23 protein-coding genes and 1 tRNA gene are annotated in these 26,498 nt (G+C 63.3%); 13 read left to right on the top strand and 11 right to left on the bottom strand.

What is annotated here, in order from left to right; translation table 11 throughout:
• Positions 1-54: 54 nt before the first annotated feature.
• The 3 genes from polA to F561_RS0114305 all read left to right on the top strand — a co-directional run bounded on the left by polA (position 55) and on the right by F561_RS0114305 (position 3,998).
• Positions 55-2,826, top strand: a complete 2,772-nt coding sequence (gene polA / locus F561_RS0114315; RefSeq protein WP_019010652.1) for a DNA polymerase I — start codon at positions 55-57, stop codon at positions 2,824-2,826.
• Positions 2,827-2,912: 86 nt separating this feature from the next.
• Complete coding sequence (locus tag F561_RS0114310) at positions 2,913-3,236, top strand: hypothetical protein (protein WP_157451883.1); 324 nt, start codon at positions 2,913-2,915, stop codon at positions 3,234-3,236.
• Positions 3,237-3,383: 147 nt separating this feature from the next.
• Entirely contained in the window at positions 3,384-3,998 is a 615-nt protein-coding gene (locus tag F561_RS0114305) for an HAD family hydrolase (RefSeq protein ID WP_019010650.1), read from the top strand.
• 140 nt (positions 3,999-4,138) lie between these two features.
• Here F561_RS0114305 and F561_RS0114300 read toward each other — a convergent pair whose 3' ends face one another.
• The 3 genes from F561_RS0114300 to F561_RS0114290 all read right to left on the bottom strand — a co-directional run bounded on the left by F561_RS0114300 (position 4,139) and on the right by F561_RS0114290 (position 6,136).
• Positions 4,139-4,468, bottom strand: a complete 330-nt coding sequence (locus F561_RS0114300; RefSeq protein ID WP_019010649.1) for a cyclic-di-AMP receptor — start codon at positions 4,466-4,468, stop codon at positions 4,139-4,141.
• A gap of 154 nt (positions 4,469-4,622) precedes the next feature.
• Complete coding sequence (locus F561_RS0114295) at positions 4,623-5,348, bottom strand: 16S rRNA (uracil(1498)-N(3))-methyltransferase (protein WP_157451882.1); 726 nt, start codon at positions 5,346-5,348, stop codon at positions 4,623-4,625.
• Positions 5,309-6,136 (bottom strand): 50S ribosomal protein L11 methyltransferase, encoded by an 828-nt coding sequence (locus F561_RS0114290; RefSeq protein ID WP_019010647.1) that lies wholly within the window; start codon positions 6,134-6,136, stop codon positions 5,309-5,311. The genes F561_RS0114295 and F561_RS0114290 overlap by 40 nt, the downstream gene beginning before the upstream one ends.
• Positions 6,137-6,606: 470 nt before the next feature.
• On the opposite strand from F561_RS0114290, the gene F561_RS30030 reads away from it, so the two are divergent.
• The 6 genes from F561_RS30030 (at position 6,607) to F561_RS0114255 (ending at position 13,631) form a co-directional block, all read left to right on the top strand.
• Positions 6,607-8,988, top strand: coding sequence for an HD-GYP domain-containing protein (locus tag F561_RS30030; RefSeq protein ID WP_157451881.1), 2,382 nt, complete (start codon positions 6,607-6,609; stop codon positions 8,986-8,988).
• Positions 8,989-9,415: 427 nt separating this feature from the next.
• The gene (gene proC / locus F561_RS0114275; protein WP_019010644.1) at positions 9,416-10,207 is read left to right on the top strand and encodes a pyrroline-5-carboxylate reductase; all 792 of its coding nucleotides are present in this window, start codon (positions 9,416-9,418) and stop codon (positions 10,205-10,207) included.
• 189 nt (positions 10,208-10,396) lie between these two features.
• Complete coding sequence (locus tag F561_RS0114270; protein WP_019010643.1) at positions 10,397-10,945, top strand: hypothetical protein; 549 nt, start codon at positions 10,397-10,399, stop codon at positions 10,943-10,945.
• A 336-nt stretch (positions 10,946-11,281) separates the two neighbouring features.
• Positions 11,282-11,845 carry a ribosome hibernation-promoting factor, HPF/YfiA family gene (hpf, locus tag F561_RS0114265; RefSeq protein WP_026298921.1) on the top strand — a complete coding sequence of 188 codons (564 nt, stop codon included), beginning with the start codon at positions 11,282-11,284 and terminating at the stop codon, positions 11,843-11,845.
• A 246-nt stretch (positions 11,846-12,091) separates the two neighbouring features.
• Positions 12,092-13,240: a butyrate kinase gene (locus F561_RS0114260; protein ID WP_019010641.1), complete on the top strand. Its 1,149-nt coding sequence runs from the start codon at positions 12,092-12,094 to the stop codon at positions 13,238-13,240.
• A gap of 1 nt (position 13,241) precedes the next feature.
• Complete coding sequence (locus F561_RS0114255; protein ID WP_019010640.1) at positions 13,242-13,631, top strand: hypothetical protein; 390 nt, start codon at positions 13,242-13,244, stop codon at positions 13,629-13,631.
• Between the two features lie 139 nt (positions 13,632-13,770).
• Here F561_RS0114255 and F561_RS0114250 read toward each other — a convergent pair.
• A tRNA-Met gene (locus tag F561_RS0114250) sits at positions 13,771-13,847 on the bottom strand.
• A 206-nt stretch (positions 13,848-14,053) separates the two neighbouring features.
• Here F561_RS0114250 and fni point away from each other — a divergent pair.
• Positions 14,054-15,115: a type 2 isopentenyl-diphosphate Delta-isomerase gene (gene fni / locus F561_RS0114245; RefSeq protein ID WP_019010639.1), complete on the top strand. Its 1,062-nt coding sequence runs from the start codon at positions 14,054-14,056 to the stop codon at positions 15,113-15,115.
• Position 15,116: 1 nt separating this feature from the next.
• On the opposite strand, the gene alr is transcribed toward fni, so the two are convergent.
• On the bottom strand, positions 15,117-16,175 hold the full coding sequence (alr, locus tag F561_RS0114240) for an alanine racemase (protein WP_019010638.1): 1,059 nt from the start codon (positions 16,173-16,175) through the stop codon (positions 15,117-15,119).
• A 102-nt stretch (positions 16,176-16,277) separates the two neighbouring features.
• Here alr and F561_RS0114235 point away from each other — a divergent pair, with 102 nt between their 5' ends.
• Both F561_RS0114235 and F561_RS0114230 read left to right on the top strand, forming a co-directional pair.
• Positions 16,278-18,284, top strand: a complete 2,007-nt coding sequence (locus F561_RS0114235) for a hypothetical protein (protein WP_019010637.1) — start codon at positions 16,278-16,280, stop codon at positions 18,282-18,284.
• A gap of 136 nt (positions 18,285-18,420) precedes the next feature.
• Complete coding sequence (locus tag F561_RS0114230) at positions 18,421-18,930, top strand: hypothetical protein (RefSeq protein WP_019010636.1); 510 nt, start codon at positions 18,421-18,423, stop codon at positions 18,928-18,930.
• 70 nt (positions 18,931-19,000) lie between these two features.
• On the opposite strand, the gene sodA is transcribed toward F561_RS0114230, so the two are convergent.
• From sodA to pucL, 5 genes are all read right to left on the bottom strand, one after another.
• Complete coding sequence (gene sodA, locus F561_RS0114225) at positions 19,001-19,624, bottom strand: superoxide dismutase [Mn] (protein ID WP_019010635.1); 624 nt, start codon at positions 19,622-19,624, stop codon at positions 19,001-19,003.
• A gap of 222 nt (positions 19,625-19,846) precedes the next feature.
• Positions 19,847-20,641, bottom strand: a complete 795-nt coding sequence (locus tag F561_RS0114220) for an IclR family transcriptional regulator (RefSeq protein ID WP_019010634.1) — start codon at positions 20,639-20,641, stop codon at positions 19,847-19,849.
• Positions 20,642-20,649: 8 nt separating this feature from the next.
• Entirely contained in the window at positions 20,650-22,224 is a 1,575-nt protein-coding gene (gene aceB / locus F561_RS0114215; RefSeq protein ID WP_019010633.1) for a malate synthase A, read from the bottom strand.
• Between the two features lie 199 nt (positions 22,225-22,423).
• Entirely contained in the window at positions 22,424-22,789 is a 366-nt protein-coding gene (uraH, locus tag F561_RS0114210) for a hydroxyisourate hydrolase (protein WP_019010632.1), read from the bottom strand.
• Positions 22,786-24,270: a factor-independent urate hydroxylase gene (gene pucL, locus F561_RS0114205; protein WP_019010631.1), complete on the bottom strand. Its 1,485-nt coding sequence runs from the start codon at positions 24,268-24,270 to the stop codon at positions 22,786-22,788. Before pucL ends, uraH begins: the two co-directional genes overlap by 4 nt.
• A gap of 197 nt (positions 24,271-24,467) precedes the next feature.
• On the opposite strand from pucL, the gene F561_RS0114200 reads away from it, so the two are divergent.
• The gene (locus F561_RS0114200) at positions 24,468-24,983 is read left to right on the top strand and encodes a MarR family winged helix-turn-helix transcriptional regulator (protein ID WP_019010630.1); all 516 of its coding nucleotides are present in this window, start codon (positions 24,468-24,470) and stop codon (positions 24,981-24,983) included.
• A gap of 104 nt (positions 24,984-25,087) precedes the next feature.
• Here the strand turns inward: F561_RS0114200 and F561_RS0114195 are convergent, their stop codons facing one another.
• On the bottom strand, positions 25,088-26,299 hold the full coding sequence (locus F561_RS0114195; RefSeq protein ID WP_019010629.1) for a tetratricopeptide repeat protein: 1,212 nt from the start codon (positions 26,297-26,299) through the stop codon (positions 25,088-25,090).
• Positions 26,300-26,498 lie beyond the last annotated feature (199 nt).

Genomic DNA, 26,498 nt, shown 5'->3' with positions numbered 1-26,498 from the left:
CACTCAGCACTAACCACTGTCCACTCACGGTTTCCCCTATGAGAGAATGCCCCCATGACCACCCCCACCGACGCCGCCCCGAACGGAGGGCAGGCCAATCCGAATACTTTGGTGCTGATTGATGGGCACGCACTGGCGTTCCGCTCCTATTTTGCCGTGCCGCCCCTCAGCAACAGCCGGGGGGAATCCACCAACGCCATCGTGGGATTCCTGAAAATGACGCTACGGCTGGCGCGGCAATCAGGCAATCAGGTCATCGTGGTGTTCGATCCGCCGGTCAAGACCTTCCGCCATGAGCAGTTCGAGGGGTACAAGTCGGGCCGCGCCGCCATGCCCACCGACCTGCCGGGGCAGATCAACCGGATTCGCGCCATCGTGGACGCCATCGGCTTTCCCCGCCTGGAGGAACCCGGCTACGAGGCCGACGACGTGATCGCCTCTATTACGCGCATGGCCGAGGGCCGGGGCTTTCAGGTTCGCATCGTGACGAGTGACCGCGACGCCTATCAACTGCTGGACGACCATGTGCGCGTGATCAGCAACGACTTTTCGCTGATCGGGCCTGCCGAGGTGCTGGAGAAATACGGCGTGACGGTGCGGCAGTGGGTGGATTACCGCGCCCTGACCGGGGACGCCAGCGACAATATTCCCGGCGCGAAGGGCATCGGGCCAAAAACGGCCTCCAAGCTGTTGCAGGAATACGGAACGCTGGAAGCGGTCATGGCCGCCGCCAAAGCGGGCACGCTGGAACCCAAGGGCACGCGTGAAAAGCTGGTGGCCTCTGAGGAGAATGTGGCCTTCAGCCATCAACTGTCCTGCATGGTCACGGATCTGCCACTGAACGTGGAACTGGGCGTGGGTCGACTTCCCGGCGATCCGGTCGAGCTGGAAGTCCTGCTGGACGAACTGGAACTGCATACCCTCAAGCGCGACATCGCGGCCATGATCGGCAGCACGGGCGGGAAGGGGGCCGAACCCTTCGCGGCCAGATCCGCGCCTGCCCAAGCGCCGCAGCCGGACACCGCCAGCTTTGAAGCCCCGGCACTGGCCGAATGGAAAACTCCTGCCCAGAACGTGACCTGGGGCTACGTGCTTTCGCGGGAAGACGACCTGACCGCCGAACTGACGGGGGCCGCCACCTTTGATGGCAAGGTGGCGCGGGTGGCCCCCCTGATCGAGCCTGTGCGCGAAGCCCCCAACGCCGCGCCCGCACCTGGCGGCCTGTTCGACGACGCCGAAGCTGCCGCGCCCCTGACCAAGACCCAGCAAAAAGCCGCGGATAAAGCGGTGCGCGACGCCGAAAAAGCCGCGCAAAAGCTGGCGCTTCAGTTTCCGGCCACCGTCAGCGAGGCCGAGTTTATTGGACAGCGCACTGTGACGGCAGCCGGAGCCAAGGCACTGGCCGCACATCTGAACGTGCGCGGGCTGCGGGTGGAACCGGGGGCCGACCCGCTGCTGATGGCCTACCTGCTCGACCCCGCCAATACCGCCATGCCCGCCGTGAGCCAGCGGTATCTGGGCACGCTCTGGCCCGCCGAAGCTGCTGGCCGCGCCGCCATCACGCACCGACTGCTGGAGGTACTGCCGCCGCAACTGGACGCACCCCGCCGCAAGCTGTACGACGAAATGGAAGTGCCGCTGGCCGCCGTGCTGACCCGGATGGAGGTGCGCGGCGTGCGGCTCGATGGTGCCTATATTCGCGGATTGGCCGACGCCACTTCTGCCAAAATCGCTCGGCTGGAAGGCGAGATTCATACCCATGCGGGCCGGGTCTTCCCTATCCGCAGTCGGGATCAACTCGAAGCCGTGCTGTACGACGAACTGGGCCTCGCCAGCGGCAAGAAAACCAAGCTGACGGGCAAGCGCACCACGGCCATCAGTGCGCTGGAACCCCTGCGCAACGAGCATCCCATCATTCCGGCGCTGCTGGAATACCGCGAACTGGAAAAACTGCGCGGCACCTACCTGGAACCGCTCCCCAACCTGGTCAATCCGCGCACGGGCCGCCTGCACACCACCTTTGCCCAGACTGCCGTGGCAACGGGCCGCCTGAGCAGCCTGAATCCCAATCTGCAAAACATTCCCATCCGGTCTGAAACGGGGCGTGAGATCCGCAAGGGCTTTATTGCCGACGAGGGCTTTTGCCTGATCAGCGCCGATTATTCGCAGATCGAACTGCGGCTGCTGGCCCATATTTCGGGCGACAAGCTGATGCAACAGGCCTTTCTGGAAGGTGCAGACATTCACCGCCGCACCGCCGCGCAGGTGCTGGGGCTGGAAGAAAGCACCATCACGGCCAACCAGCGCCGCGCCGCCAAAACCGTGAACTTTGGCGTGCTGTACGGCATGAGCGCCCACCGCCTCTCGAACGATCTGGGCATTCCCTACGCCGAAGCTGCCGGATTTATCGACACCTATTTCAGCACCTATCCGGGCATTCGTCAGTACATCGACACCACGCTTGCCGAGGGCCGCGAGAAGGGCTATGTGGAGACGCTGTATGGCCGCCGCCGCTACGTGCCCGAACTGAACGCGAGCAACCGCACCCTGCGCGAAGCCGGGGAACGGCTGGCCTACAACATGCCGATTCAGGGGACCGCCGCCGACATCATCAAGGTGGCGATGGTGCAGCTTGACGGGCAACTGGAAGCGCTGGGCGCACGCCTGCTGCTGCAGGTCCACGACGAACTCCTGATCGAAACGCCCGAGGACCGTGCCGACGAGGTGGCCGCCCTCACCAAACGCGTGATGGAGGGAGCCGCGCAACTCAGCGTGCCGCTGGCCGTAGAAGTGGGCGTGGGGCCGAACTGGTACGACACGAAGTAGGGGCAGCCTGCACTGAACCTTTACACCCTCTTCAGAAGGGGGGCAGTCCTACCGTCTCTGTGCTGGCGATGCAGTCTGCTGCACCCATGACTCAGTCTCTTGCCTCTATCCTCGCGCTGCTGACGGGCGGCGCAGACAGGATCGACACCCAGACCGCCGTGCCACAACTGTTGGCGGCACAGTCTGCCCTGAACGCCGAGGAACCCGCCCCAGCCAAGTTGCTGGCCGCACAACTGGGCAAAGTAGCCGAACTCCTGCAAGGAGGAATGCTGACCGAAGTGGGTGCGTCTTTGCCGCCCATTGCTGCGCAGGTGGAGCAGTACGCCCACAGCTTGCCCGAAGAAGAGCGCCCGCCGCTGATGGCTGTGGCCGAGAAACTTCATCAGGCCGATGGGGGCGTGGACGCCTAAGTCGGGAGTCAAAAGAGTTGTCTGTTACGACCACAGAGCATGAACGTTGGAGCACCAACCACACCGGAGCAGTTGCGAGAAGCTGGGGCAATCCCCGGCTTTTCGTCTGCCCCGACTTTTTGTCAGGCCCAGACGGTAGCCTGAACCATGACCCTTCCTTCTTCGCGCGTGACCACCATCTTCTGGGACATCGGCGGTGTACTGCTGACCAACGGCTGGGACAGAGAGCAGCGGGCAGGCGTGGTGGCCCGGTTTGGTCTGGACGCCACCGAATTTGCCGAGCGGCACAAACTGGCCGTACCCGAACTCGAACTGGGGCGTATGGATCTGAGCGCGTATCTGGCTCAGACAGTGTTCACCACGCCCCGCGATTTCTCTCAGGACGCGTTCTGCGAGGCCATGCACCAACAGAGCCAGCCGCACCCGGCAACCCTGGCTCTGGCACGCGATCTGGCGGGCCGCTACCGCCAATATGCCCTGAACAACGAGGGCCGCGACCTGAACGCCTACCGGATCGCCACCTACGAGCTGGACACCTTTCTGCTGGGCTTTTTTACCTCCTGCTATCTGGGCATGATGAAACCCAGTCCCGCCATCTACCGCACCGCACTTGACCTGGCAGGGGTGCGGCCAGAGCAGGCCGTGATGATCGACGACCGCGCCCAGAATGCAGAGGCAGCCCGCTCGGTCGGCATGCATGCCGTGCAGTACGAGAATCCTGATCAGTTGCAGGCAGCGTTGGCGGCGCTCGGCGTGCGGTAAACCCGTTCTGGAGCTGAGAGCATCGGTCAACAGTGCTGTTTATTTTTGACCGAACAGAGTGAATTGTGGGAGCGTTGGGGAGAATGGAAGCGTCAGAAAAGAGATCTCTGACGCTTCCATTCGGACAAATGCCCTAATGCTCAGACCTTGACGAACTCCTGCACGCCCATCACAAACATCACTGCGCCCCCCACAGGCACTTCGACCGGATCGCTGACCAGCCCCTCATTCTGTTCGCCCATCGGCACGCCGGGAGTCACCAGGCGGGTACGGGCGCGGCAGGTCTGCTGCACATGCCGCTTCAGATCGGCCAATCGCTCATCGGTCACGCCGATCATGAGGGTCGTATTGCCTTCGCGCAAAAAGCCGCCGGTACTGGCGAGTTTCGTTACTTCAAAAGCGTTCTCGGACAGCACCCGAACGAGCGCAGAGGCATCTGCATCTTGAATAACAGCCAGCACGAGCTTCATGAGCCGCAGGATAGCAGAGAGGCGGTAAGGGCGGCGTCAGGGGAGGTGGAATAGAGGCACAGAACGGGGCAAGAGGTCCAAGGGTCAAGAAAAGATGAGAGGCTCCAGCTCTGGCCCCATTCCTGAATGACCTGAAGATTGCCCTTCTACGGCCCTAGACGCCCGTCGCCACAATCGCTCCCAGCAGCGCGATCGGCGCAGTTTCCGCCCGCAGAATCCGGGGGCCAAGCGTCACAGCGACGGCCCCGCGCTCCTGCAACTGCGCCACTTCGGCATCGGAAAACCCACCTTCTGGGCCGGTCAGCACCGTGATAGGCGCGTTCCAATTCAGGTGATCGGTGATGAGGGCACGGCTGCCGGGATGGGCCAGGAACAGCGTCCCCGACCAACTCAGATCAGCGATAGAAATCGGCTCCAGCAGTTCTGGGGTCACGGCACGGCGAGATTGTTTGCTGGCTTCTTCGGCCACACGGCGCAGGCGCAGCAGCTTTTGCGTGCCGATTTCGCGGACGTCGGCATGGCGGGTCAGCAGGAGTTGAATTCGGGCCACACCCAGTTCAGTGGCCGCACGGGTCACATCGCTGAGCTTGTCGCCTTTGAGAAGCGCGATAGCCAGCGTCACGGGCTGCGGCGTTTCGGCGGTGGCCTGTACTCCTGCGCCCAGAGCCAGCACCGCGCCCAGCTCGCTGAGTTCGGTCAGGGTGGCTTCAGCCTCCTGCCCCTGCCCATCAAAAACGCGCAATACCGCACCCGGACCAAGACGCAAAACCTGCAAATGCCGCGCCTCACGCAGACCAAGCTCAATGGTGGGCGTGAGGGCATCGACCTTGATCCGCACGCTCATCCGGCAGCGGGGGCGCGGGCCGTGACCAGCACCCATTCGCCGTCTTCGCGCACCTGCACGCCCTCAAAGCCTTCCCGCTCCAACGCCTCGCGCACCAGGGGCAGCTTGCCGGTCAGGATTCCGGTCAGGATCAGCGGCCCGCCTGCCCGCAGGTGCGCGGCGTATTCTCCGGCCAGAAGGTCATGCAGTTCGGCATAGAGGTTGGCGACCAGCACATCGAACGGCTCATCTGGGCTGTTGCCATCCTGCCAGGCAGAATCGTCCAGCCCCAGCGAACCTTCTTCGAAGCGGCTGCGTCCTGCGGGCACACTGTTAATTTCGGCATTTTCGCGGGCAATCGGAATGGTGATGGGATCGATGTCCACGCCCAACGCATGTTCTGCGCCCAGCAACGCGGCAGCGATAGCGAGTACGCCGCTGCCTGTACCCACGTCCAGCACCCGCATTCCCGACAATTCCAGCCCAGAGAGGGCTTCCACGGCCATACGCGTGGTGGCGTGGTGGCCCGTGCCAAAGGCCATGCCAGGTTCGATGATCAGAGGCAACTGTCCGGCCTCCACTTCATGCGTCAGCCACGGCGGCACGATGGTCAGGCGGCCCGCCTTCACTGGGCGCAGGGTACGGCGAAATTCGGCCTGCCAGTCCTGCTCGGCTTCCTCCTGCCACTCACCATCGGCAATATCGGGATGCATCTCGGCTGGGGCATCGAAATAGGCCCGAATCAGCCCGGCACGTTCTTCCAGGCCAGTGGCTCCTGCCTCCCACAGCAGGTCAAGGTGAGCTTCGCGGGTTTCAAAGGTTCCGGGCAGGTGGTACACCAACATAAGCCAGAGTGTAGCGGCTGGCCTGTGCCCTGGGCCTGTGCCGCCCTTTTCCTGGCAATCGGCTGCACCTGTTGGCTGCACCTGTCACTCCTGAGCGGTCACATATAACCAACAATTGGTTTATATGTGCATGGTTTTTGAGCAGATGCCCAGAATGCCCCGTCGTAAAACTAAAACCCGCTGACCTTTTAAGGGAAGAGGCGCTGATCTGTATGACCCAGACCAGGAGAGGCCATGTCTAACAGCATTGTTTGCCATATATTTTGATGTCAAGTTGCTTAACACTCCATGTCGACCAACACAAGACCCCCAGGGGGCAATCTCCTTAACCCTTTTGATATTGAGAGTTTGGCCTTACACTCAGTGAGACTGCTGAACACCTGGGGTCTCAGGGTGGAAGTGATCTTTTGGGGGGCTGTTTGAACGAGAGCCGCAATACATTGCATGCGCCAGGCGGAACATCTGTCGTTGTGGCAACTGCTGGCAGCGCTCAGCACAATCAAACCCGTCCAAACTTGCAGGCCGCACCCGGAGAGGCCCGACTCTGCCTCCATGCTGATGGACACCTGTCTGTGGAATCGGCGGCCCCAGGCCTGTTGCGTGCGGCGCTGGCCTGGCTGCCCTGTATCCGCGAACGACACCTGACGGTGGCCCGTCTGACCGGCCATGTCCGGCTTTCGGGCGAGGCTCCGGCAGGGGTGAGGTGGCCGGGTCAGCACCGCCGCACGGCCACTGCCGATCTGTGTTTCAGCCAGCCAGTTCTGGGAGAGTCGGTCGAATCTGGGCCAGGGATCACCGAGGCTTCAGGGCGTCACGATCCCGTCCAGACTGGCAACCAGTCCGTGTCTCTGGTGCTGCGCTGGCCCTCTACCCGCACTCCGCAACAGTCTGAACATCCGCCTGAAGTTTCGGTGTCTTCTGCCGTGGCCGTTCCTGCTCCCATGCTCGGTTGGCTGACCCTGCCCCTGCCCGGTGCGCTGGCCGCAGTGGCGGCCTACTGGGAGGCGCAGGGTTACGCCGCGCAGATTTACCTCAGCGACGGAGTCAGGCTGCACACGGCACAGAACGTAGCTGACAGAACTCCACCAGGCCTGTCCAGAATTCGCCGCCACGCCGAGCTGATCTACGCCCCCAACGGCACTCCAGTAGGGGCGCTGCTGCTGAGAAAAATTCTTACTACTGCAACAGAGGCACCTGACTCACCGGAAGAGCGCCAGGCAGCCCTACAGATACTGACGCTCCTGGCTGCGCAGACCCGCGCTCAATGCCGGGCGGAACGGCGAGAACGGGCCGCGCACCTCGGCAGTGTCCTCAGCCGCGATCTGTTGGCTCTGGCCACCCACGACGCCACCCCCGACGCCCCGCTGCATTCGGCCATGCGCCTGGTGGGAGCCAGAGGGGCGGCGCTGATTGCGGTGCAGCGCCCGGAACCGGCTGCGGTGCCCCACCCGTCCCAGGCTATTGAGGCGTTTTGCCCGGTGCAGTTGGGCAACGTCAGTCAGGCCAAGCTGGACCGTCTGCTGCGAAGTTCGCTGGTGCAGCGGTTGGCGGCTGGTCACGATCCCACACCGTTCGTGCTGACCTTCGGACGCTGGGCAGCGCGGCAGCTCACCCTGGTCGTCCCGCTCCGGGCGGCGGGGCCTCTGGTCGGCGCGTGGGTCTTCCAGTGTCCCTACTGGCCCGCCCACCCCAACACAGACGCGTGGGCGACCCTGTTGGAGGCGGCGCAGCATCCCGCACACCTGCAGAGTCTGTTGGGCGGCCTGCCCGATTCCGGGTCAGATGGACATCTGACGGCCCTGAGTCTGCTGAGAAGCCTCGGCGAAACCGATATTCCGTATACGCTGGCCGAACGCGGGCTGACCCACCTCACGGGCCGCACGGGAGCGCAGTCGGGTACCTACCTGACGGTACAGACCACGCGCAGCACGGAAGGCGGCGCGGCAGACCTGACCTCGATCGTGCAGGTGGGCCAGGAGCAGCTGACCGTCCCCCAGAGCATGCTGCGGAGCGTTGCCAGCGGCGGCGAACAACTGCTGCTGAGCGCCCCACATCCCATGTTGCCGATGCCCCTCACCAGCGCCCTGCTGACGCCTATCCAGTCTTCAGGGCGCACCACAGGCGTTCTGGCACTGCTGGATACACGGGAAGGGGCCACCCCAGCACCTGAAACGCCCGGTCTGTTGGCCCTGCTTGCACAGCGGGTGGGCAGCGCCGCTGAACGGTATGTGGCCCTGCGTACCCTGGCGCACACCCGCGAACAGGCCTTCCGGGTGCTGGGCAAGGTACTGGAATACCGCAGCTACGAAACCAAAGGCCATACCGACCGCGTGACCGAACTGGCCCTCAAGCTGGGCCTGCATCTGGATCTGGATTTCAGCCAACTGACCCATCTGCGCTGGGGTGCCTACCTGCACGACCTCGGCAAGATTGCCATTCCAGATGCCGTGCTGCTCAAAACCGGCCCCCTGACGGCGCGTGAACGCGAACTGATGCACCAGCACGTGACCATCGGCGAACTGATGTTGAGAGAACAGGAATTCGTGCCGCCGGAGGTACTGAGCGTGGTACGCCACCACCACGAACGCTGGGACGGACGCGGCTACCCCGACGGTCTGGCACGACACGAAATCCCTATGCTGGCGAGGCTGTTTGCAGTGGTAGACGTCTACGACGCCCTGACCAGCGAGCGCCCCTACAAAAAATCGTGGACACAGAACGACGCCCTGTTCGAGATGCGCCGCATGGCAGGCACGCACCTGGATCCTGACATTCTGGAGCAGTTTGAAGGCTTGCTCCGGGGCGCAGAAGAAGCCAGCGCCCGTGCAGGTTTAGCGGAAACAAGCCTGTAAGTACAGCGTTCTGTCGGCGGGAAGAAGTCAAGTATGGGAATTTGTAGAAGTCTGTAACAACACAGGTTCCATATTTCCGTTTCACGACAGATTGGGAGTGGTCGAGCGCTCTGGCTCTGGCCCGGTCAACATGCCGCTCAGAGTGTCTGCGCCCCAGCTCTGTATCAACAGATGACCCGCATTGCTCGGCCCTGTTCCGCGGTTGCCCGGAGACTGGAGATCGCAGAGGCTGGATATTTCAGGGGCTGAATATTTCAGGGGCTGGATATTGTGGCTGGCACGATTTTCTCGCTCAAATTTCTTGCCCGGCACCGACCATCTGTCAGCCGTTGCCATCAGTGCCAGAGCGTTCCCACCACTCCACGCGGTTGCTGTGGGCTGCACAGGCCCGCCCCTTTCTGTTCAGGGCGTCCGTATACTGCGCCCCATGAAGCTTGCCATCGTCGGCGTCGGCAAACTCGGCCTCGCCCTGTTAGAAGGTGTGACTGCCCAGCGCGTCATAGACCCATCCGATATTGGCCTCCTGGACGTCAATACGGCCCGCATACAAGACATCGCCTCGCGCACCGGCGCACGCATCATCAAGCGGGCTGACCTGGCCCAGGCCGGGCGCGTGCTGGTCAGCCTGCAACCCCGCGTCTTCCCGGAAGTGACCGAATGGCTGGCCCAGGAGAACACCGGCTACATCAGCACGATGGCGGGCGTCAGTACGGCAACGCTGGTCCGGCGACTGGGCACCAAACGGGTCGTGCGCGTGATGCCTAATCTGGCCGCCACCATTGGCCGCAGCCAGACCGCCATCACGGGGCCGCGTGAAGCCCAAGATGCTGGGGACCTGGCGTTTGCCATGACTCTCTTCGGCGCAGTGGGCGACGTGTACGACCTGCCCGAACACCTCTTCAACGCCTTTACGGGCATGAGCGCCAGCGGCCCCGCCTACGCCGCTGTGGTGGCCGAAGCCCTCGCAGATGGCGGCGTACGGATGGGTCTGCCGCGCCCACTGGCAAACGAACTGGCCGCCAAACTGCTGGTCGCCAGCGGGGAACTCTTGCAGCAGCGTGCCCATCCGGGTCTGCTCAAAGATGAGGTCGCCAGCCCCGGCGGAACGACTATTGCCGGACTGGAAGCCTTGGAGGAAGCGGGCGTGCGCGGCGGCCTGATGAAAGCCGTGATCGCTGCTACCCGCCGCAGCATCGAACTGGGACGCGATCAGGAATGAGGGGAATGAAGTGTAGGTGGCGGGGTGTGGGGAGGGCTTGAAAGAGCAGAAGGGCAGCGTCCTCAGAGTCTCCAGATTCATCTAAAACCCAGTTTGATCGTCCAGCACGCCTTCTGTGCTGCCCACACTCCATACCCCACCACCTCACAGTCAGACCCGTGTGAGGCTGGATGGCGTAGCTTGGGCCGGATGCGTGTTGCCGCCTGTCTGAGTTCGCTGCTGTTGGCCTGTGCCCCTGCTGCGGGTGCAGCCACGCCCAGCAGTTATTATCCCCAAAAAACAGGCCTGCGCTGGAGCTACTCCAGCGGCGAAACGCAGGAGATCGGCACACCCGCCGTCTACAAGGGCGTGCGCGTGATTCCGGTGACGCACCAATACGGCAGCACCGTGTATACCCAGGATCTGCTGGAATACCGCGCCGACGGCAGCGTCTGGCTGCGCGGCGTCAATGCAGGCGGGCGCGTAAACTGGTACACGCCGCCCCTGAATGTGTATCCCCCTGGCCCGCTGACCCCGGGGCAAACGTGGAGCAGTGCCAGCGGCGCACTGAAATCGTCCAGCAGGGTGACGGGGGTTGAGCCACTGCGGATCGGCAAGACCTCCTACAACACCCTTGTGATTCGCACGGTGCTGACCAGCGGGGGCAGGCAGAGCATCCAGCTGACCTATTTCGTGCCTACTGTGGGCGTGGTGCGCTACCAGACCGCAGACGGCAGCCAGATTGATCTGGTGAAGTAAAACAGCGGAAAGCTGGAGCGAAGGCGGCAGCGGAGCTTCAGAGCTGTTGCTTGATTCTTCATCTTCGGGACTGGAGAGAAAATCGGGTCTCCACCAGCCCCTGATTTGAGCCACCGTCTGGGCGAGTTGCAGCCGAACAGCACACCTCTAGGACTTTCCGGCGCAACCGGAATCAGGGCCAGAAAGGGCAAGTTCTCCGCTCATTAAGATACTGCGGTAGATGAGTTTGCGCTGTGACTTGTTCGCCTGACAAGGGGCTGACCGGGCGCATAGAGTGAACTCCCGGCAAGACCGTAAGACCTACCGCCCCTGCCGGGACACAGGAGAGTGAAAGCCGTGCACATCTACAAGCTGTCTGGCCGAAACGTCGAAGTAACCGATGCCATGCGCGATTACGTCGAAGAAAAACTCACGCGACTGGATCGCTACAGCGACCAGATTACAGACGCACGCGTGACATTGACGGTCAGGGAAGTACGGGATTCAGGACGGCGCAACCGGGTTGAAGTGCAGCTGAACGTGCCGCATGGAATCATTCGGGCCGAAGAGCACCACGCCGATATGTATGCTGCCATCGACAAGGCCAGCGACGTACTGGAGCGCCAGCTTCGCAAATTCAAGACCCGCTTTCTGAAGCACCGCACCGACGCCATCCCTGCCCCCGAACCCGGCCTGGCCGAAGCGGATGTGGCCGCAGGACTGGACGATGTCAGCGAATTCAGACCCGAAATCGTTCGCCAGAAGAAGTTCGATATGCGCCCCATGAGCGCCGAGGACGCAGTGGCGCAGATGGAAGCCCTCGGACATGATTTCTATGTGTTCAACAACATGACCTCTGGGAGCTGCAACGTGGTCTACCGCCGCCACGACGGACACTTCGGACTGATCGAACCTAACTGAATTCCAAACCGGTCAAGCCGGGCGGGGGCCAGAACGACACCAGTTCTGGCCCCCGCCCTGTATCTGGCAGGCAGCCCAGATGACCGGGACGGTGGGTGAGCGTGGGTCTTGGGTCTGTGGGCGGCTGCGCAGGCCAGATCGAACACCATTCCAGCATTGTGTTTGGGTCGGTTGCCGCACAAGGGCCTGATCTCAGCAACAAAGAACAGCACAAACAGGCGGCGGGGATGCTACGCTGTGGCGTTTATGATCGCGCACGTGATCAATCCGGGGTCTAGCAGCGTGAAATTGGCGTGTGCAAGGGTCGAACCTAGCTTAAATCCTGCCCTGCCGGGGCAGCTCCGGGTCACACTGGAGCGGGCCGAATTGCCGCTGACTGGGCCGCCCAGCACCGAACAACTGGCCGACCTGAAAACTCAGATTCGCACCCTGACCGCCGATTGGCCCGCACCGGACGCCGTGGTGGGGCGTGGGGGCCTGATTGGGCGTGTGCCTGCCGGAACCTACCGCGTCACGCCAGAGTTGGCCGACTATGCGTTGCAAGGCGAGGGGGCCTCGGAGCCAGCCAATTTTGGTGGCCCACTGGCGCTGGCCCTGGCCGAGGCATGGGGTGTTCCGGCCTATATCGTCGACCCCCAGAGCGTGGATGAGCTGCTGCCCGAAGCCCGCGCAACCGGCGTGCAGGGCGTGATGCGGGCCACGCGCTTTCATACCCTGAATGCCCGCGTGGTGGCCCGCCGCGCCGCACATGAGGTCGGGAAACGGCTGGGCGACGCGAGGGTCGTGGTGGCCCATCTGGGCGCGACCACCAGCGTCACGGCCTTCGACGGGGGCCGCGCCATCGACACGACCGGCACTGGCCCCGATGGTGGCCCAATGGGAGCCATGCAGGGCGGGCCTCTGCCTCCCCGTGCCCTGCTGAAACTGGTCCGCAAACACGGGGAGGCCGCGACCCTGCGCCTTCTGGCTGGAGAAGGTGGATTCCGCGCCCTGACCGGGAGTGCCAACCTGAAGGATTTGGAGGCCCGTGAGCTGAGCGATCCAGCGGTGCAGGCCGCGACCGCCGCCTTCGTACAGCAGGCATGCAAGGCGATTGGCGAACAGTGCGCCGCGCTGCCGGGCCGCCCCCATGCCATCGCCCTCACAGGCGGCATTGCCCGCTGGGACGGCCTTGTTGACCGGATAGAGCGCCGTGTGGCCTGGATCGCGCCTGTGATCGTGGTGCCGGGAGAACTGGAACTCGAAGCCCTGGCCGAGGGCGTGGGCCGCGTGCTGCTGGGGCTGGAACAGGTGCGCCAGTGGCCGCCTGCCTCCCCGACTATCGGCCCGGTTGCGGCTCCGGCGGGTGCCACTTCTGTCACCACCTCTCCCTTACGGCCCGGCGAGACCGCCTAGCATGGCCCGCCGCCGCTCCAATGGCCGTGCTGGTACCCGCGCCGTACCGGAACCGATTCGGGCCACGAGTATGTGGCGCGTGGATCAGGTCTTTCTGGCCCGCAAAGGCCAGCGCGTAGAAGTGGTCTGTTCGCTGGTCAATGACCGCAGTGGCCTGCGGAACCTCAGCGTGATCGCGCCCACCGAAGACCCCCGCGAGGCGGTTCGGCACGCGGCACGGTTTATTGCAGGCAAGGGCAATGTGAGCACTGCCCGCAATGCCCGTGTGCGCTGGACCCGCGAGCAGAGCACCACGCTTCAGGACGAGCTGATCCGTGATGAGCAACTGGAAGACGACTTTCAGGATGAATTTGAAGAAATGTTGGCGGCAGTACGCGATCAGATGCGCTGAAGGGTAAAAGCTGATGAGCTGACATGACCTGAAGGCTGGGTGCACGGACGAAGGCCTAAAGTCTCAGGCGGCGAACAGCTCAGACGACACCATACGAAAACCCCCACCTTTCGGTGGGGAGTGTTCGTTCTTACTGCTTTGGTTGCAGGGACAGGATTTGAACCTGCGACCTCCGGGTTATGAGCCCGACGAGCTACCGGACTGCTCTACCCTGCGTCAACCTTGGTGTCATTCCACCTCACACACAGACTGTGCTTTGGTTTCTTTTCACCGTGCCGGACGGTGTTTCTTCCGGCGCTTAGGAATAGTAGCGCGGGTTTTGCGAACTGTCAACACCCCGTGTACACCGGCCCTTGATTCAACCTTGATGGACAGCAGGCAATCCCACCTCCCCGAGCGGCACAGGAGGGTAGGCTGGGGCCGTGAGCAACGGCGTCGGCGACAACAGAGAGCAGGCAGAATCGGCAGGGATTCAGGAGCGCAAACTGCGTCATATCGAGGCCTGTTTGCAGCCGGAAAGCCAATATGCAGGCGTGACCACTGGTCTGGAACAGGTGGCGTGGCCTTACCGCGCTCTGCCGGAACTGAATCTGGACGACGTGCAGTTGCAGACCACGCTGCTGGGCCGCCGCCTCACGGCCCCTGTATTGATCGGCGCGATGACAGGTGGGGCACAGCGGGCCGCACGCATCAACCGGAATCTGGCGGTGGCGGCGCAACGCCTCGGCGTGGGCATGATGCTGGGATCACAGCGGGTGATGCTGGAAAATCCGGCGGCGGCGGCCAGTTTTCAGGTGCGCGGCGTGGCTCCCGATATTCTCCTGATCGGCAATCTGGGAGCCGCGCAGTTTTTGCCCACTCCGACCAGAGGCGCGTATGGCCCCGCCGAGGCTGCCCGCGCTGTGCAGGCGGTGGGGGCCGATGCACTGGCGATTCACGTCAATCCTCTTCAGGAAGCGCTGCAGGCGGGCGGCGACACGGGCTGGGCAGGCATGGCAGCCAGGTTGAGCAAACTCGTGCCGGAACTGGATTTTCCGGTGGTGCTGAAAGAAGTGGGACACGGGCTGGACGCAGGCACACTGCGGGCGGTGGCAGACGCAGGCTTCGCCGCCTTTGACGTGGCGGGCGCGGGCGGCACAAGCTGGGCACGGGTAGAACAGCTCGTGCATCATGGGCGGGTCATCACACCCGACCTGTGCGAACTTGGCATTCCGACCGCGCAGGCCATTCGGGAGGCCTGCCGCACTGTGCCTCACACGCCGCTGATTGCCTCGGGCGGCATCCGTACCGGTCTGGACGCTGCCCGCGCCCTGAGCCTGGGGGCAAGCGCCGTCGCTGTGGCCCGCCCCCTGCTGGAGCCTGCCCTGGAGAGCGCAGACGCGGTGGAAAGCTGGCTGAGGCAGTTTATCCACGAATTACGGGTGGCCCTCTTTGTGGGTGGATTTGAAAGTGTGGCGGCGGCCCAGGCCGGACAGGGACCGTGATCTATTCTGCCCAGACCCGCTCTACCCGCGCCCCCAGGCCCGTCAGTACCTCGTATTCGATCGTGTCGCCCCATCCGGCTACATCGGTCACGGTGAGGTCGTCCGGCCCCCAGAGTTGCACCCAGTCTCCGACCTCGACCTCAAGCCCGGTCACATCGACCATCATCTGATCCATGCAGATGCGGCCCAGCGTGGGGCGGCGCTGGCCCGCCACCACCACCGACGCCTTGAGGGTCGCGTTGCGCGGGTAGCCGTCGGCGTAGCCCATGCCCACGGTTGCCACGCGTGTTTCCTGCTGGGCGTACCACAGCCCGCCGTAGCTCACGCTTTCGCCGGGGTAGGCCGTGTGGAGGTGGGTAATGCGGGCACGCAGGGTCATCACGGGGGTCAGGGGCACCACCCGGCGCAGGTGCGGGGGCGCAAAGCCGTAGCTTGCCAGTCCGGGCCGCGCCAGCCCCATGCCCGGCAGGTGGCCCAGGCTCAGGATGCCGCCGCCGTTGGACGCATGAGCCAGCAGGGGCGGCAGCTCTGCCAACACACCCCGGAACCGCTCTAACTGCGTATGGGCAAAGCTCAGGTCCGGTTCGTCGGCGCTGGCAAAGTGGGTGTATGCGCCTTCCAGCAGGCCACGTTCAGCCAGGCGCTGCCCAATTGCCACCGCTTCTTCGGGCCGCGCCCCAAGGCGGTTCATGCCGGTATCCACCTTCAGGTGGGCGCGGGCATGGGCAGGCAGGGCGTCGGCCTCGGCCAAGGAAGCCACGGGCAGGCGCACCTCCAGATCGGCCAGCGGCCCCACCTCTTCGGGCGTGGGAGGCGTGAGCAGAAGGATGGGTTTCCCGGTGTTCAGGGCCGCCAGGTGCGCGGCCTCTCGCGGCAAGGCTACAGCCATGCCCCACACGCCAGGATGCTGGGCGGCCACCCGCGCCACCAACTCCAGCCCGTGCCCATAGGCATCGGCCTTGACTGGCAGCAGCAGCGGCACGCCCGCCCGCGCACTTAGGGCGCTCAGGTTGCCCGATAAGGCAGAGACGGAAATGTGGGCCACAGCACGCGCAAGCACCCGCCTATGGTAGCGGCTTCGGCACCGATTGCGTCAGTCCCGCCCGCAGTTCTCATGCCTCCCCGTCCGGTTGACTTGCTGACCGCTGTATGATTTCCGGCAGTGAATACCTTGCCTGACTCCTCGCACCGTCCAGCGCTGCGCCGCGCCGCGCTCGCTACCGTTTTCCTCTCGATTGCTGTGCTGGCAGGCGGCCCCGCCTTGGCCCAAACAGGCGGCATTCTGCCCCTCGTATCGGTGGGTGAAAAGTGGCCGCAGGCGCAGGAAACCTACATCATCCGGGTGTCGGCGCAGGATGCGGGCAAACCGCTGGGGCTGGAAGTCTATTCGCCCACCTTCAATCTGGCCGACTATGTGGACGGACGGCGCGGCGCGGGCTATTTCGGCGATGAACTGTACAAGCGAACCGACGTGTTCGAGGGCGTGTTCAGCCTCAGCGGGCCGGGTGGACTGGTCACTGAGCGGCGTTACGGCATGAACCGCGAGCATACGTGGGACAGCCTCTATGCGGGCGGTCTCGCGGCAGGCACCTACACCCTGAAAGTGACCAGCCGGGGCGACGGCAAAAACTCGTTTGCTCTGCGAACTGCGGCTCCGTTCGCCCTGGAAACCAGCGACTTCAGCGTCAACGCCCGCGACACCGAGCAGACGCCTCTGCTGGCCGCCCGCCTGACCGTCACGCCCGACTGGGTCGGCAAGACGGTCGGCATTCTGAACTATGACGTGGACGGAGCCAAGGAAGCCGAAACGTGGGTCATCCTGCCCGGTGGCCGCCGCGTGAACATGACCAGCAGCGAGAACGGCAAAACCGTGACCGAAAAGTTTAATGTGACGGCGGATCAGGTGGGAGAGTGGCAGGTGTTTATCCGGGTGCTGCCCACCACCAAGCAGTATTCCAATGCCATCCGCTATTCCTTCCGCCTCAACGACCAGCCTATCACGGCGCGGGTAGGCGGATTCACGCCGCCCGCAAACATCAAAATCGCCAACCAACTTCTGGTGGACGTGGTCGATCCGCAGGGCCGCCCCATTCCCGGCGCGAGCTACGTGCAGATCGGAGACAGCACCGTGCGCCCGCAGTTGCCGCCCGGTTACGTGCCTGTCAGTTCCACCATTCTGGAAGGCACGGGCAACGTGGTCTCTCCGACCGAAATCCGCTATCAGCCCGGTTACAACAAACTGCGCTTCGTGGCCCGCCCACCCGAGGGACAACTGGCGGTAGACGCCGTCGCCATCTACGGCAGCCAGCGCATTCCGCTCAACGGGATTCCCTTCGAGGTGGCGGGCCGCACGCTGACTACGCCCAATACCGTGCCATTGGCCCCCGGCGACTATCCGGTCAAACCCACGGCCATTCCGGGCAGCACCGTGACGCCGCCGCTGGCCGGACGCGTGGTGGACGGCAGCACGGGCCGCGTGACCATCGAATACAACGTCAAGGCGGAAGTTACGCTGGTCACCGCGCCCGATATCCTGAACGCCTGCGACGTGACCCAACTGACGGCCACGGCCAAAACCGACTTCCCTTATCGCCTGCCCGCCCGCCTGAAACTGAACCTGCCCACAGGCTGGACGAGTGACTATCCGCTGGAATTGCCCGGAGATTTCAGCGCCGGACAGCCCCTGCGCCTGAAAGCCCCCGTGCGCGTGTGCCGCAGCGATACCGCCGAGGCGATCCTTGACCCGATTGACCTGAGGACGACGGGCGTGGCCCGTGTCCGCAATCCCGGCGGCGCGAACGTGACCCGCAACGTGCAGGGCGGCGCACGGGCCAGCCTCGCCAAAACGGTGGAGGCCAGCGCCCAGAGCAGCAGTACGGGCAGCAGCACCGGCGGAGCGGCGGGCTATACGGTCACGCTGGTCCTGACCGTAGACAGCACGCTGGAAAACGTGCGAATCGGTGATCCGTTGCCCACCGGAAGCGGCACGCCTGCCGTACGCGGCCCAGTGGCCGTACAGGGGCCGAGCCTCGCCAACGTAAATCCCCGCGTGGAGGGCGACACCCTGGTCCTGACCCGTGTGATTCCGGGCACCTATACCTTTACCTACACGCTGTTTACCGATCAGCCCGCCGACAGAGTGGTGACCGCTCCCGACATCGGGTGGTAAGCACCCTTCTCTGGGGCAGCGTCTTGTGGACAGGGCGTGTTCAGGGTCACTGTTCCTGTACCACGTGCCACCCACCGAACGCTTTTTGGTGTGCAAATTCGCGGCAATTGTGGGCGGATTCCGCTAAGGTAGGGTCATGAAGCGGGCGCTGCTGGTGCTATGTGCCGCCGCTGGGCTGGTCGCGTGCGGTGGGTTGGCCTCGCCTCCTGTGCCCAGCGCAGGAGACCTGCTGAGTGCGCCCACGGCCCTGAATCTGTCGGGCCGTACCGTCAAGCTGGACGCCACCCCGCAACTGGCCCAGAGCACCCTGAATCTGCGCGTTCGGTTGCACACCACGCAAAAGCCACTGCCCAAACTGAAAGTTCTCGGCGTGTATATGGTCACGTCGGGCGGGGTGTGGAATGCACCGCCGCAGACTGCACGCACCTGTGACGCCCGAGAGCGCTGCACACAGGTGACCGCCAGCGGCCCAGCACAGGGCCTGAAGCCCGCCGCAGGGGTACAGGTCATCGTGAACCTCAGTGACGCGGGTGGCCGTACCTACTGGCTCAGAGATCCGGGAAGCAAGGTCGTAGAAGTGCGGCAGAGCAGCAGGTCTGGGCCGCTGCTGATGGCGCGAAGCTCGCTCCAACTCTCTGCACAGTAGAGCCAAACACACAAAAGAGCCGCTCCCCTGAAAGGAGCGGCTCTCTGTGTTGCTTTGTTACGGCAGTGGTTTACTGGGCAGCGGCGTAACGGCGGGCCACTTCGTCCCAGTTCACGACGTTCCAGAACGCCTTGAGGTAATCGGGGCGCTTGTTCTGGTAGTTCAGGTAATAGGCGTGTTCCCACACGTCCACACCCAAGATCGGCGTGCCGCTGACGCCTGCGACGGCTTCACCCATCAGGGGGCTGTCCTGATTGGCGGTAGACACGACGGCCAGCTTGCCGCTTTGCACGACCAGCCAGGCCCAGCCACTGCCGAAGCGGGTCTTGGCGGCGTCTTCAAACTTTTCCTTGAAGGCGTCGAAGGAACCGAAGGCGTCGTTGATGGCCTGCGCGACCTCGGGGGTGGGCTGGCCGCTGCCGCCTCCGCCCAGAACCGTCCAGAACAGGCTGTGGTTGGCATGGCCGCCCGCGTTGTTGCGCAGCACGTTCTTCTTGTCGGCGGGCACCTGATCCAGCTTGGTGATCAGTTCTTCGGCGGGCAGGTCGGCAAACTCGGTGCCTTCCAGCGCCTTGTTCGCATTGTCGATATAGGTCTGGTGGTGCTTGGTGTGATGGATTTCCATGGTGCGTCCATCGATGTAAGGCTCCAGGGCGTCGTAAGCGTAAGGCAGGGGGGGAAGGGTATAGGCCATGTCAACTTGCTCCTTTCGTGGGGCCAGAAGGTCACACCGCCCGCACGGTACGGGGATGGTCTGGCATTGGCTTCCCATCTTACGCGTGCCTGATGGGCGGCGGGCAGCAGGCAGAGTCTAAGGTGTACTTTAAGAAAATTCTCACTTAGTAGGGGTGTAGGACGTGGGCTGTGGGAGGTGGGTTGTGGGAAAAATGTGGTGGATGCCGCAGGAGCGCCCTCTCTACCCCCCCAGCGCCGTACCAATGCTGTTGCTGGCGCGTTGCAGGCGGGCGGCCAGCTCGGGCACACGTGCATCGGGCAGGCGGCTGGCTGGGGCAGACAGGCTCAGGGCGGCGATCACTTGACCCCCACCGTCTGATACCGGAACAGCCACGCAGCGCACGCCCAGTTCTCTTTCCTCGTTGTCCAGCGCGTAACCGTCGCGGCGCACGCCTTCCAGTTCGGCAAGGTAGGCGGCGGCACTGGTAAGAGTACGCGGCGTAAAGGGCGTAAAGGGCATCTCGGCCACGGCGCGGCGCACCACATCTTCGGGTTGCCAGGCCAGCAGCGCCTTGCCCGCGCCCGTGCAGTGCAGCGGCACCCGCGCACCGATCTGGGTAAACATCCGCATCAGCCCGCGCCCCTCTTCCTGATGCACGTACACCACGTCAGGCGCTTGCAACACCGCCAGATTGACCGTTTCGCCCAGTTCGGCCACCAGGGTCTGCATCTCACCCCGCGCCGCCGGAATCAGGCCGCCTGCCCCCAGATACGCCTGTCCGGTGGCAAAAGCCTGCACGCCCACCCGCCACAGCCCCGCCGATTCCTGGGCGAATCCCTGCGCCTGCAAGGTGTGCAGCAGGCGGTAGGCAGTGCTGGCGTTCAGGCCCGCGTGCCGCGCCGCGTCGCCCAGCGTCAGGGGGCCGTGTTGCCCCAACGCCCGCAGCACAGTCAGGCCGCGTTCCAGCGTGCGAACGGGTTCAGTGTCGCCCGTGCGGGTGCGCCCCGGACGGCGGGCAGAACCAGTGTCCGTCACCGTTCCGCTCAGGCCAGTTCCCGGTAGCCGCTGAGGGTCAGGAAATCCACCAGCGGGCGCACGGTGGCGACCTCATGAAACAGGGCGGCGGCCTGCGCGTGTTCTTCGCGGCCCAGCGAGTCCAGTTCCTCATTCAGCAGGCGCTCGACCAAGGCTTCCGTGACCTGTCCTCCGCCCGAAAGGTTGGCCCCGTGCCGCAGCCATTGCCAGATCTGCGCCCGCGAAATTTCGGCAGTGGCGGCGTCTTCCATCAGGTTGTGAATCGGCACCGCGCCCGCCCCACGCAGCCACGCCCGCAGGTATTGCAGCGCCACGTTGATATTCAGGCGCAGACCGTCCTCGCTGATCTCGCCTTCCGGCACCTGCAGCAAATCGGCGGCTGTCACCTCAAAATCGGCCTGCTTACCCGAATCGATCTGGTTGGGTGTGGGCATCAGGCGGTCAAAAACCTCGGTGGCAAGGGCCACCATGCCCGGATGGGCCACCCAGGTGCCGTCGTGTCCGTCGCCCGCCTCGCGTTCCTTGTCGCGCCGCACCTGATCGAAGGCGCGGGCGTTGGCCGCCTCGTCGTTCTTGACCGGAATAAAGGCACTCATACCGCCGATGGCGTGTGCGCCGCGTTTGTGGCAGGTCTGGATGGCAAGGCGGCTGTAACTCCGCATCATGTGGGCTTCCATCGTGACCTGTGCGCGGCCCGGAAGCAGCATGGACGGGTCTTCGCGGAACTTCTTGATGATGCTGAAAATGTAGTCCCAGCGCCCGCAATTCAGGCCCGCTGAATGCTCGCGCAGTTCGTACAGAATCTCGTCCATCTCGAAGGTCGCCAGAATGGTTTCGATCAGGCAGGTGGCCCGAATGCTGCTGCGCGGCACGCTCAGGGTGTCTTCGGCGTGGTTGAAGATGTCGTTCCAGAGGCGGGCCTCCAGATGCAATTCCATTTTGGGAAGGTAAAAATACGGCCCGCTGCCGCGTGAAAGCAGTTCGGCGGCATTGTGGAAAAAATACAACCCAAAGTCGAACAGGCTGCCGCTGATGATTTCGCCGTCCACGCTGACATGCTTTTCGGGCAGGTGCCAACCGCGTGGGCGCACCAGCAGCGTGGCGGTTTGCTCGTTCAGGTGGTAGCTTTTGCCGCCCTGCTCCAGCGTGATGGTGCGCCGCACCGCATCGGCCAGATTCTGCTGGCCCGCCACCATGTTGGCCCAACTGGGGCTGGAAGCATCCTCGAAGTCGGCCATAAAGACCTTCGCGCCGCTGTTGAGCGCGTTGATGATCATTTTGCGGTCTACCGGGCCAGTGATTTCGACCCGGCGGTCATTCAGGTCGGCTTTGGGCGGCACGACCTTCCAGTCTGAGGCGCGAATCTGGGCCGTCTCGGGCAGAAAATCCGGCTTCTCGCCCGCATCCAGCCGCAGTTGCCGCGCCTCACGGGCCGCCAACAGTTCCAGGCGGCGCGGGTTGAATCTGCGGTGCAGGTCGGCCACGAACGCCAACGCTTCCGGCGTCAGCACGCCCGCCTGATCGGGGGCAACAGGCACAGAGAGGGTCAGACCAGTGGGCAGGGCAGTTTCAGAATGGGTCATAGGGGACAACCTCCGGGGGAATCTCGGAACGCTCTTCTTTCACCTGATCTATTTCACCTGATAAAATATATTTTTCAAAAAGAGTCTAACAGCAGGTTGGCCCCTCCCCTGTTCCTTCAGGCGACACTGGCCGAGGAACAGCAGAAAAAGAGGCTGAAGCTTGATGGCTCCAGCCTTTCTGTGTGCGTCTATTTCCCGATCAACTGCCCCGGTAGGTGCTGTAAGACCACGGCGAGACCAGCAGCGGAATGTGGTAATGCGCGGCGGTATCGGCCACCGTGAAGCGCAGCGTGACCACATCCAGAAAGGGGGGCTGCGCTACTCCGGTCAGGTCTTCAAAATAGGCGGCGACGTGAAAGGTCAGTTCGTAGGTGCCCCGCGTGAGGGTGCCGCGTTCGATCAGGGGCGTGTCGGTGCGGCCATCGGCGTTGGTCACGGTGGTATTCAGCAACCGGCGCTGCCCACCTTCCTCCACCGCGTGTAGCACAATAGAAATGCCCGCCGCCGGACGCCCCCGCGCCGTGTCCAGCACATGGGTGCTGAGGCCCGCGCCTGCGCTGTTCATGCCCGCTCGACCCAGCCTTCGATCTGGCCGTAGGGTTCGGCATCGGCATGAAAGACGGTGTTGGGGTTCTGAATGCCGTGCCGCTCGGTGTTGTAGCGGATGTGGTGGCGGTTGGGAAACGAAAAATGCACCCGGCTGATCTCGGGGCAGAGGGTCAAAATGGCCTCGCCCATGCGGTACAGCGTGTTCTGCACACTGGGCGAATAGTGGTCGGTGAAGGTGTCCAGAATGGTCTGGTACACGCGCCCCCACACGGCGTCGTAATCGCACTCTGGCACGGCGTATTCCCACTTGGCCGTGACCACGGTGGCAAGAATCCGGTCATTGGTTTCCGGCAGCGTGGTGAACTGCTCTTGCAGGTAGCCTTCCCAGCCGCTCTGGGTGGTTTTCAGCACGTACAGTTCGTCTATGCCGCTGGTCACGGTGAAGGTCTGACCGTCGCCCTCCACCACCGCCGTATGTTTGGGCATCTGCCGCACAAAGGAATGGTCGTGCTCCTGGCCGTCCACGCTCAGGCGCTGCCACTGGTGCTCAGTAAAATAGGCCGTGGCCCGCGCCACTTTCGGCCCCTGCGCCACAAAATGGCGGATCAGGGTTTTGCCGTATTCCTCCACGCTGCCCGTGAATCCGTCTACGGCGAGGCCGTAAATGGTGTTGCGAACGGTATCGGTTGCCAGCAAATCGGTGTTGTCGCCCGAAACGTGCGCGGCGTCGAAGTCGCCCTCCATCGCCACGCGCACCCACACGTCTTTGATCTCGTGGCGAGGCGCATCCCGGAAAACTTTAAACAGACGAACATCGGCCTTGCCGTAATTGTTGGCTCCCAACTTGACTTTTACCTTGGTGGGCACTGGCGTGGGCACTGTGGTAGGCACTGTTTCGGGCATCTTTTCCTCACTTGGTACTGAAGCCGGATTCTGTATCAAGGCCGGACTTTGCATCAAATCCTCACTCTGCACCAGATCCAGAACCCGCAGGCGGGCAATCCGGGCAATCTCGTGCAGGGCGGCGGCGCGTTCCTGTTCGGGCGAATTGCTCAGGCGGCGGCGTGCGCCTTCAAAAATGCTGTCTTTGGTATGTTCGCGCACGCAGACCACATAGGGCAGGCCAAATTTTTCGTGGTACGCACTGTTCAGCTCCTGAAATTCGGCATATTCGGCGGGCGTCAGGCGGTCCAGTCCAGCAGAAGCCTGCTCTCGCGCACTTTCGGCAGTCAGGTCGCCTGCCAGCGCCGCCTTGCCTGCCAGGTCCGGGTGGGCACGAATCAGGGACAGTTGAGCTGCGGGCGAATCCTGCTGAACAGCAGCGGCAAAAGCAGCAGCCACCGCCTCGGCATCAGCAAAGGGGCGCTGTCCAGCGGCGTACTGGGCATACTGCGGTGAATGCTCCAGCACCCCGGCAAAAGCGGCGGCAAAAGCCTGATCATCCAGGACGTTGATTTCGGGCAGGGTCAGGGGTCGTACTGGTTGTGAACGGGTCAAAAGAACCTCCTGGCGCGGCTTGCAGAGTGGAGAGAACAGAGGAGAACTCCGATTTACTTAGACGCCTAACTATCTGAATGGACCTATGGTAAGCATCGCACAGGTCGGCGTCAAGGGAATCCGGGCTGACTGGACGGCCACACAACGCCGCTCTTATCGGCCAGCAGGAACTGCATGTTAAGCTCAGCCCGGAATCTATGACCCCGCCCAAGACCCATCATCTACTGGAACGGATTCGTACAGACTGGCACCGGGAAGCGCCGGAGCTAGACCCCAGTCCCATGCTGCTGTTTTTGCTGCTGGCCCGCTTGCAGGGCGCACTGGGGCGGCATGTCGAGCAGACCTATACTCCAGCGGGCATCAATCCATCGGGCTGGGATCTGCTCTTGACCCTGCGCCGCAGTGCGCCCGATACCGGCCTGACACCCACCGAACTCAGCAACCTCAGCGCCATTACCGGAGCGAGCATCACCAACCGGGTTTCGCGCCTGATCGAAAAGGGACTCGTAGAACGCCGGGGCAGCGAAACTGACCGCCGCAGCGCCCGTATCCGCCTGACCAGACAGGGCCGGGAACTGGTCGATACGTTGCTCCCCCAGCACGTGCAGCATGAAGCCTCTGTGTTGGAGGCCCTGACGCTGGAAGAGAGAGCAGAGTTGGAGCGGCTGGCCCGTAAATTGCTGACGCATGTGGAAAGTGCCGAGTCGGAATAGCGCCGCCGCGAGCGACCAGAGCCAGAAAAAGCCCGCCTCCAACATCAGGGCGGGCTTTCTTATTTGAGATTCAACCTATCCAGAATTGCTTTACTTCAGCTTGCTCACTTCACGCGGGCCAGGGCTTCCTGCGCCAGCTTATAGCTGGGGCTGAGTTTCAGGGCACGTTCGTAATTTTCGCGGGCCTTGATGCGGTCGGGGGCCACACTGCCTGCACCACGCTCGTAGCTGAGGCCAAGGTAATAGGCATATTCGGGCGTGGTGCTGCCCAGTGCGGCAGCGCGGGTCAGGTTGGCACGGGCTGAACGCAGGTCGGCAGCGTCCAGATCGAGGCGGCCCAGGTAGTAATAGAACTCGGGGTAGCGCAGAGGGTCGAGTTTGACGGCCTGATTCAGTTGCAGGCGGGCAGTGGCACTGTCTTTGGACAGGTAGCTGACCACACCGTACTGCCCCACCGCATAGGCGTTGGTGGGCGACAGACGCGCAGCCTGGGCCGCTTCGGGTTTGGCAGCGGTGGTGTTGCCGCTGAGGGCCAGCAACTTGGCGTAGTAGGCGCGGTTGTAGGAGTCACGCGGGTTGGCAATCACGGCCTGCTGCAAGCTGTCGAGGGCCTGCGTCAGGTTTCCGGTGGCGTAGTACATATCGCCCAGATTGAACAGAATCACGTCGTTTTCGGGATTCAGGGTGCTGGCCTGCTTGAAGGCGTCGATGGCACTGCCGCCGTCACCCTGCAACTTGAACACGTAGCCGCGCTCATTCCAGACCTTGCTGAGATTCAGATTTTTATCTGGGCCTGTCAGAGCATTGGTCACGGTTTCGGCGTCGGTCAGAACTTTCAGAGCCTCGGCCAGATTGCCTGTCACGGTGGCGCGGTCACTGGCCCCGATAAATTGCTGCTGATAGGCCTGAGCCAGCGCAATGTAGCCGCTCACGTTGCCCTTATCGGCAGCCGTCAGGCGGCGCAGGGTTTCGAGCGCGGGAGTGTAGAGCCGCAGCTTGACCTGAGAACGTCCCAGACCCAACAGAGCTTCACTGTTGTTCGGCTCGATCTCAGTGGCAGCGCGGAAGGCTACATACGCCTCATCAAATTTGCCTTGCTGATAATAAAAAACGCCCAGAGCTACGTAATTGGCCGCAGGTGGACGAACAGGACGGGCGGGCGTAGTAGCTGGGGCAGGGGTGGTGGCCGGAGCCGCAGCCGGAGCGGTGACCGGGGCCACGGGTTGAGCAGGGACAGGAGCCGTCGGAGGCGTCTGCGCGGCTGCGCCGTTGATGAGGGCCGCTGCGAGGAGCAGGCCGAGGGTACGTCGTTTCACTCAAAAACCTCCGTGATCTGGCCCCCGCCAACGCCGTAGAGCGCGGCAGAAAGACCCGATCTGGGCTGGGATGCCCGTGCATGATACCGCACAAAAGATACCGAATCACGCCAGTAGACCGGGTGAAACACCTGTGAGAGTGCGTCATTACGCCAAAATTCCGTATTGTTGCCCCCAGACGCAACTTGCATACTCCAGT

Origin of the sequence: Deinococcus aquatilis DSM 23025, from assembly GCF_000378445.1 — a bacterium.
Classification (GTDB): domain Bacteria; phylum Deinococcota; class Deinococci; order Deinococcales; family Deinococcaceae; genus Deinococcus; species Deinococcus aquatilis.
This window is presented reverse-complemented; position numbering and strand designations above follow the sequence as displayed.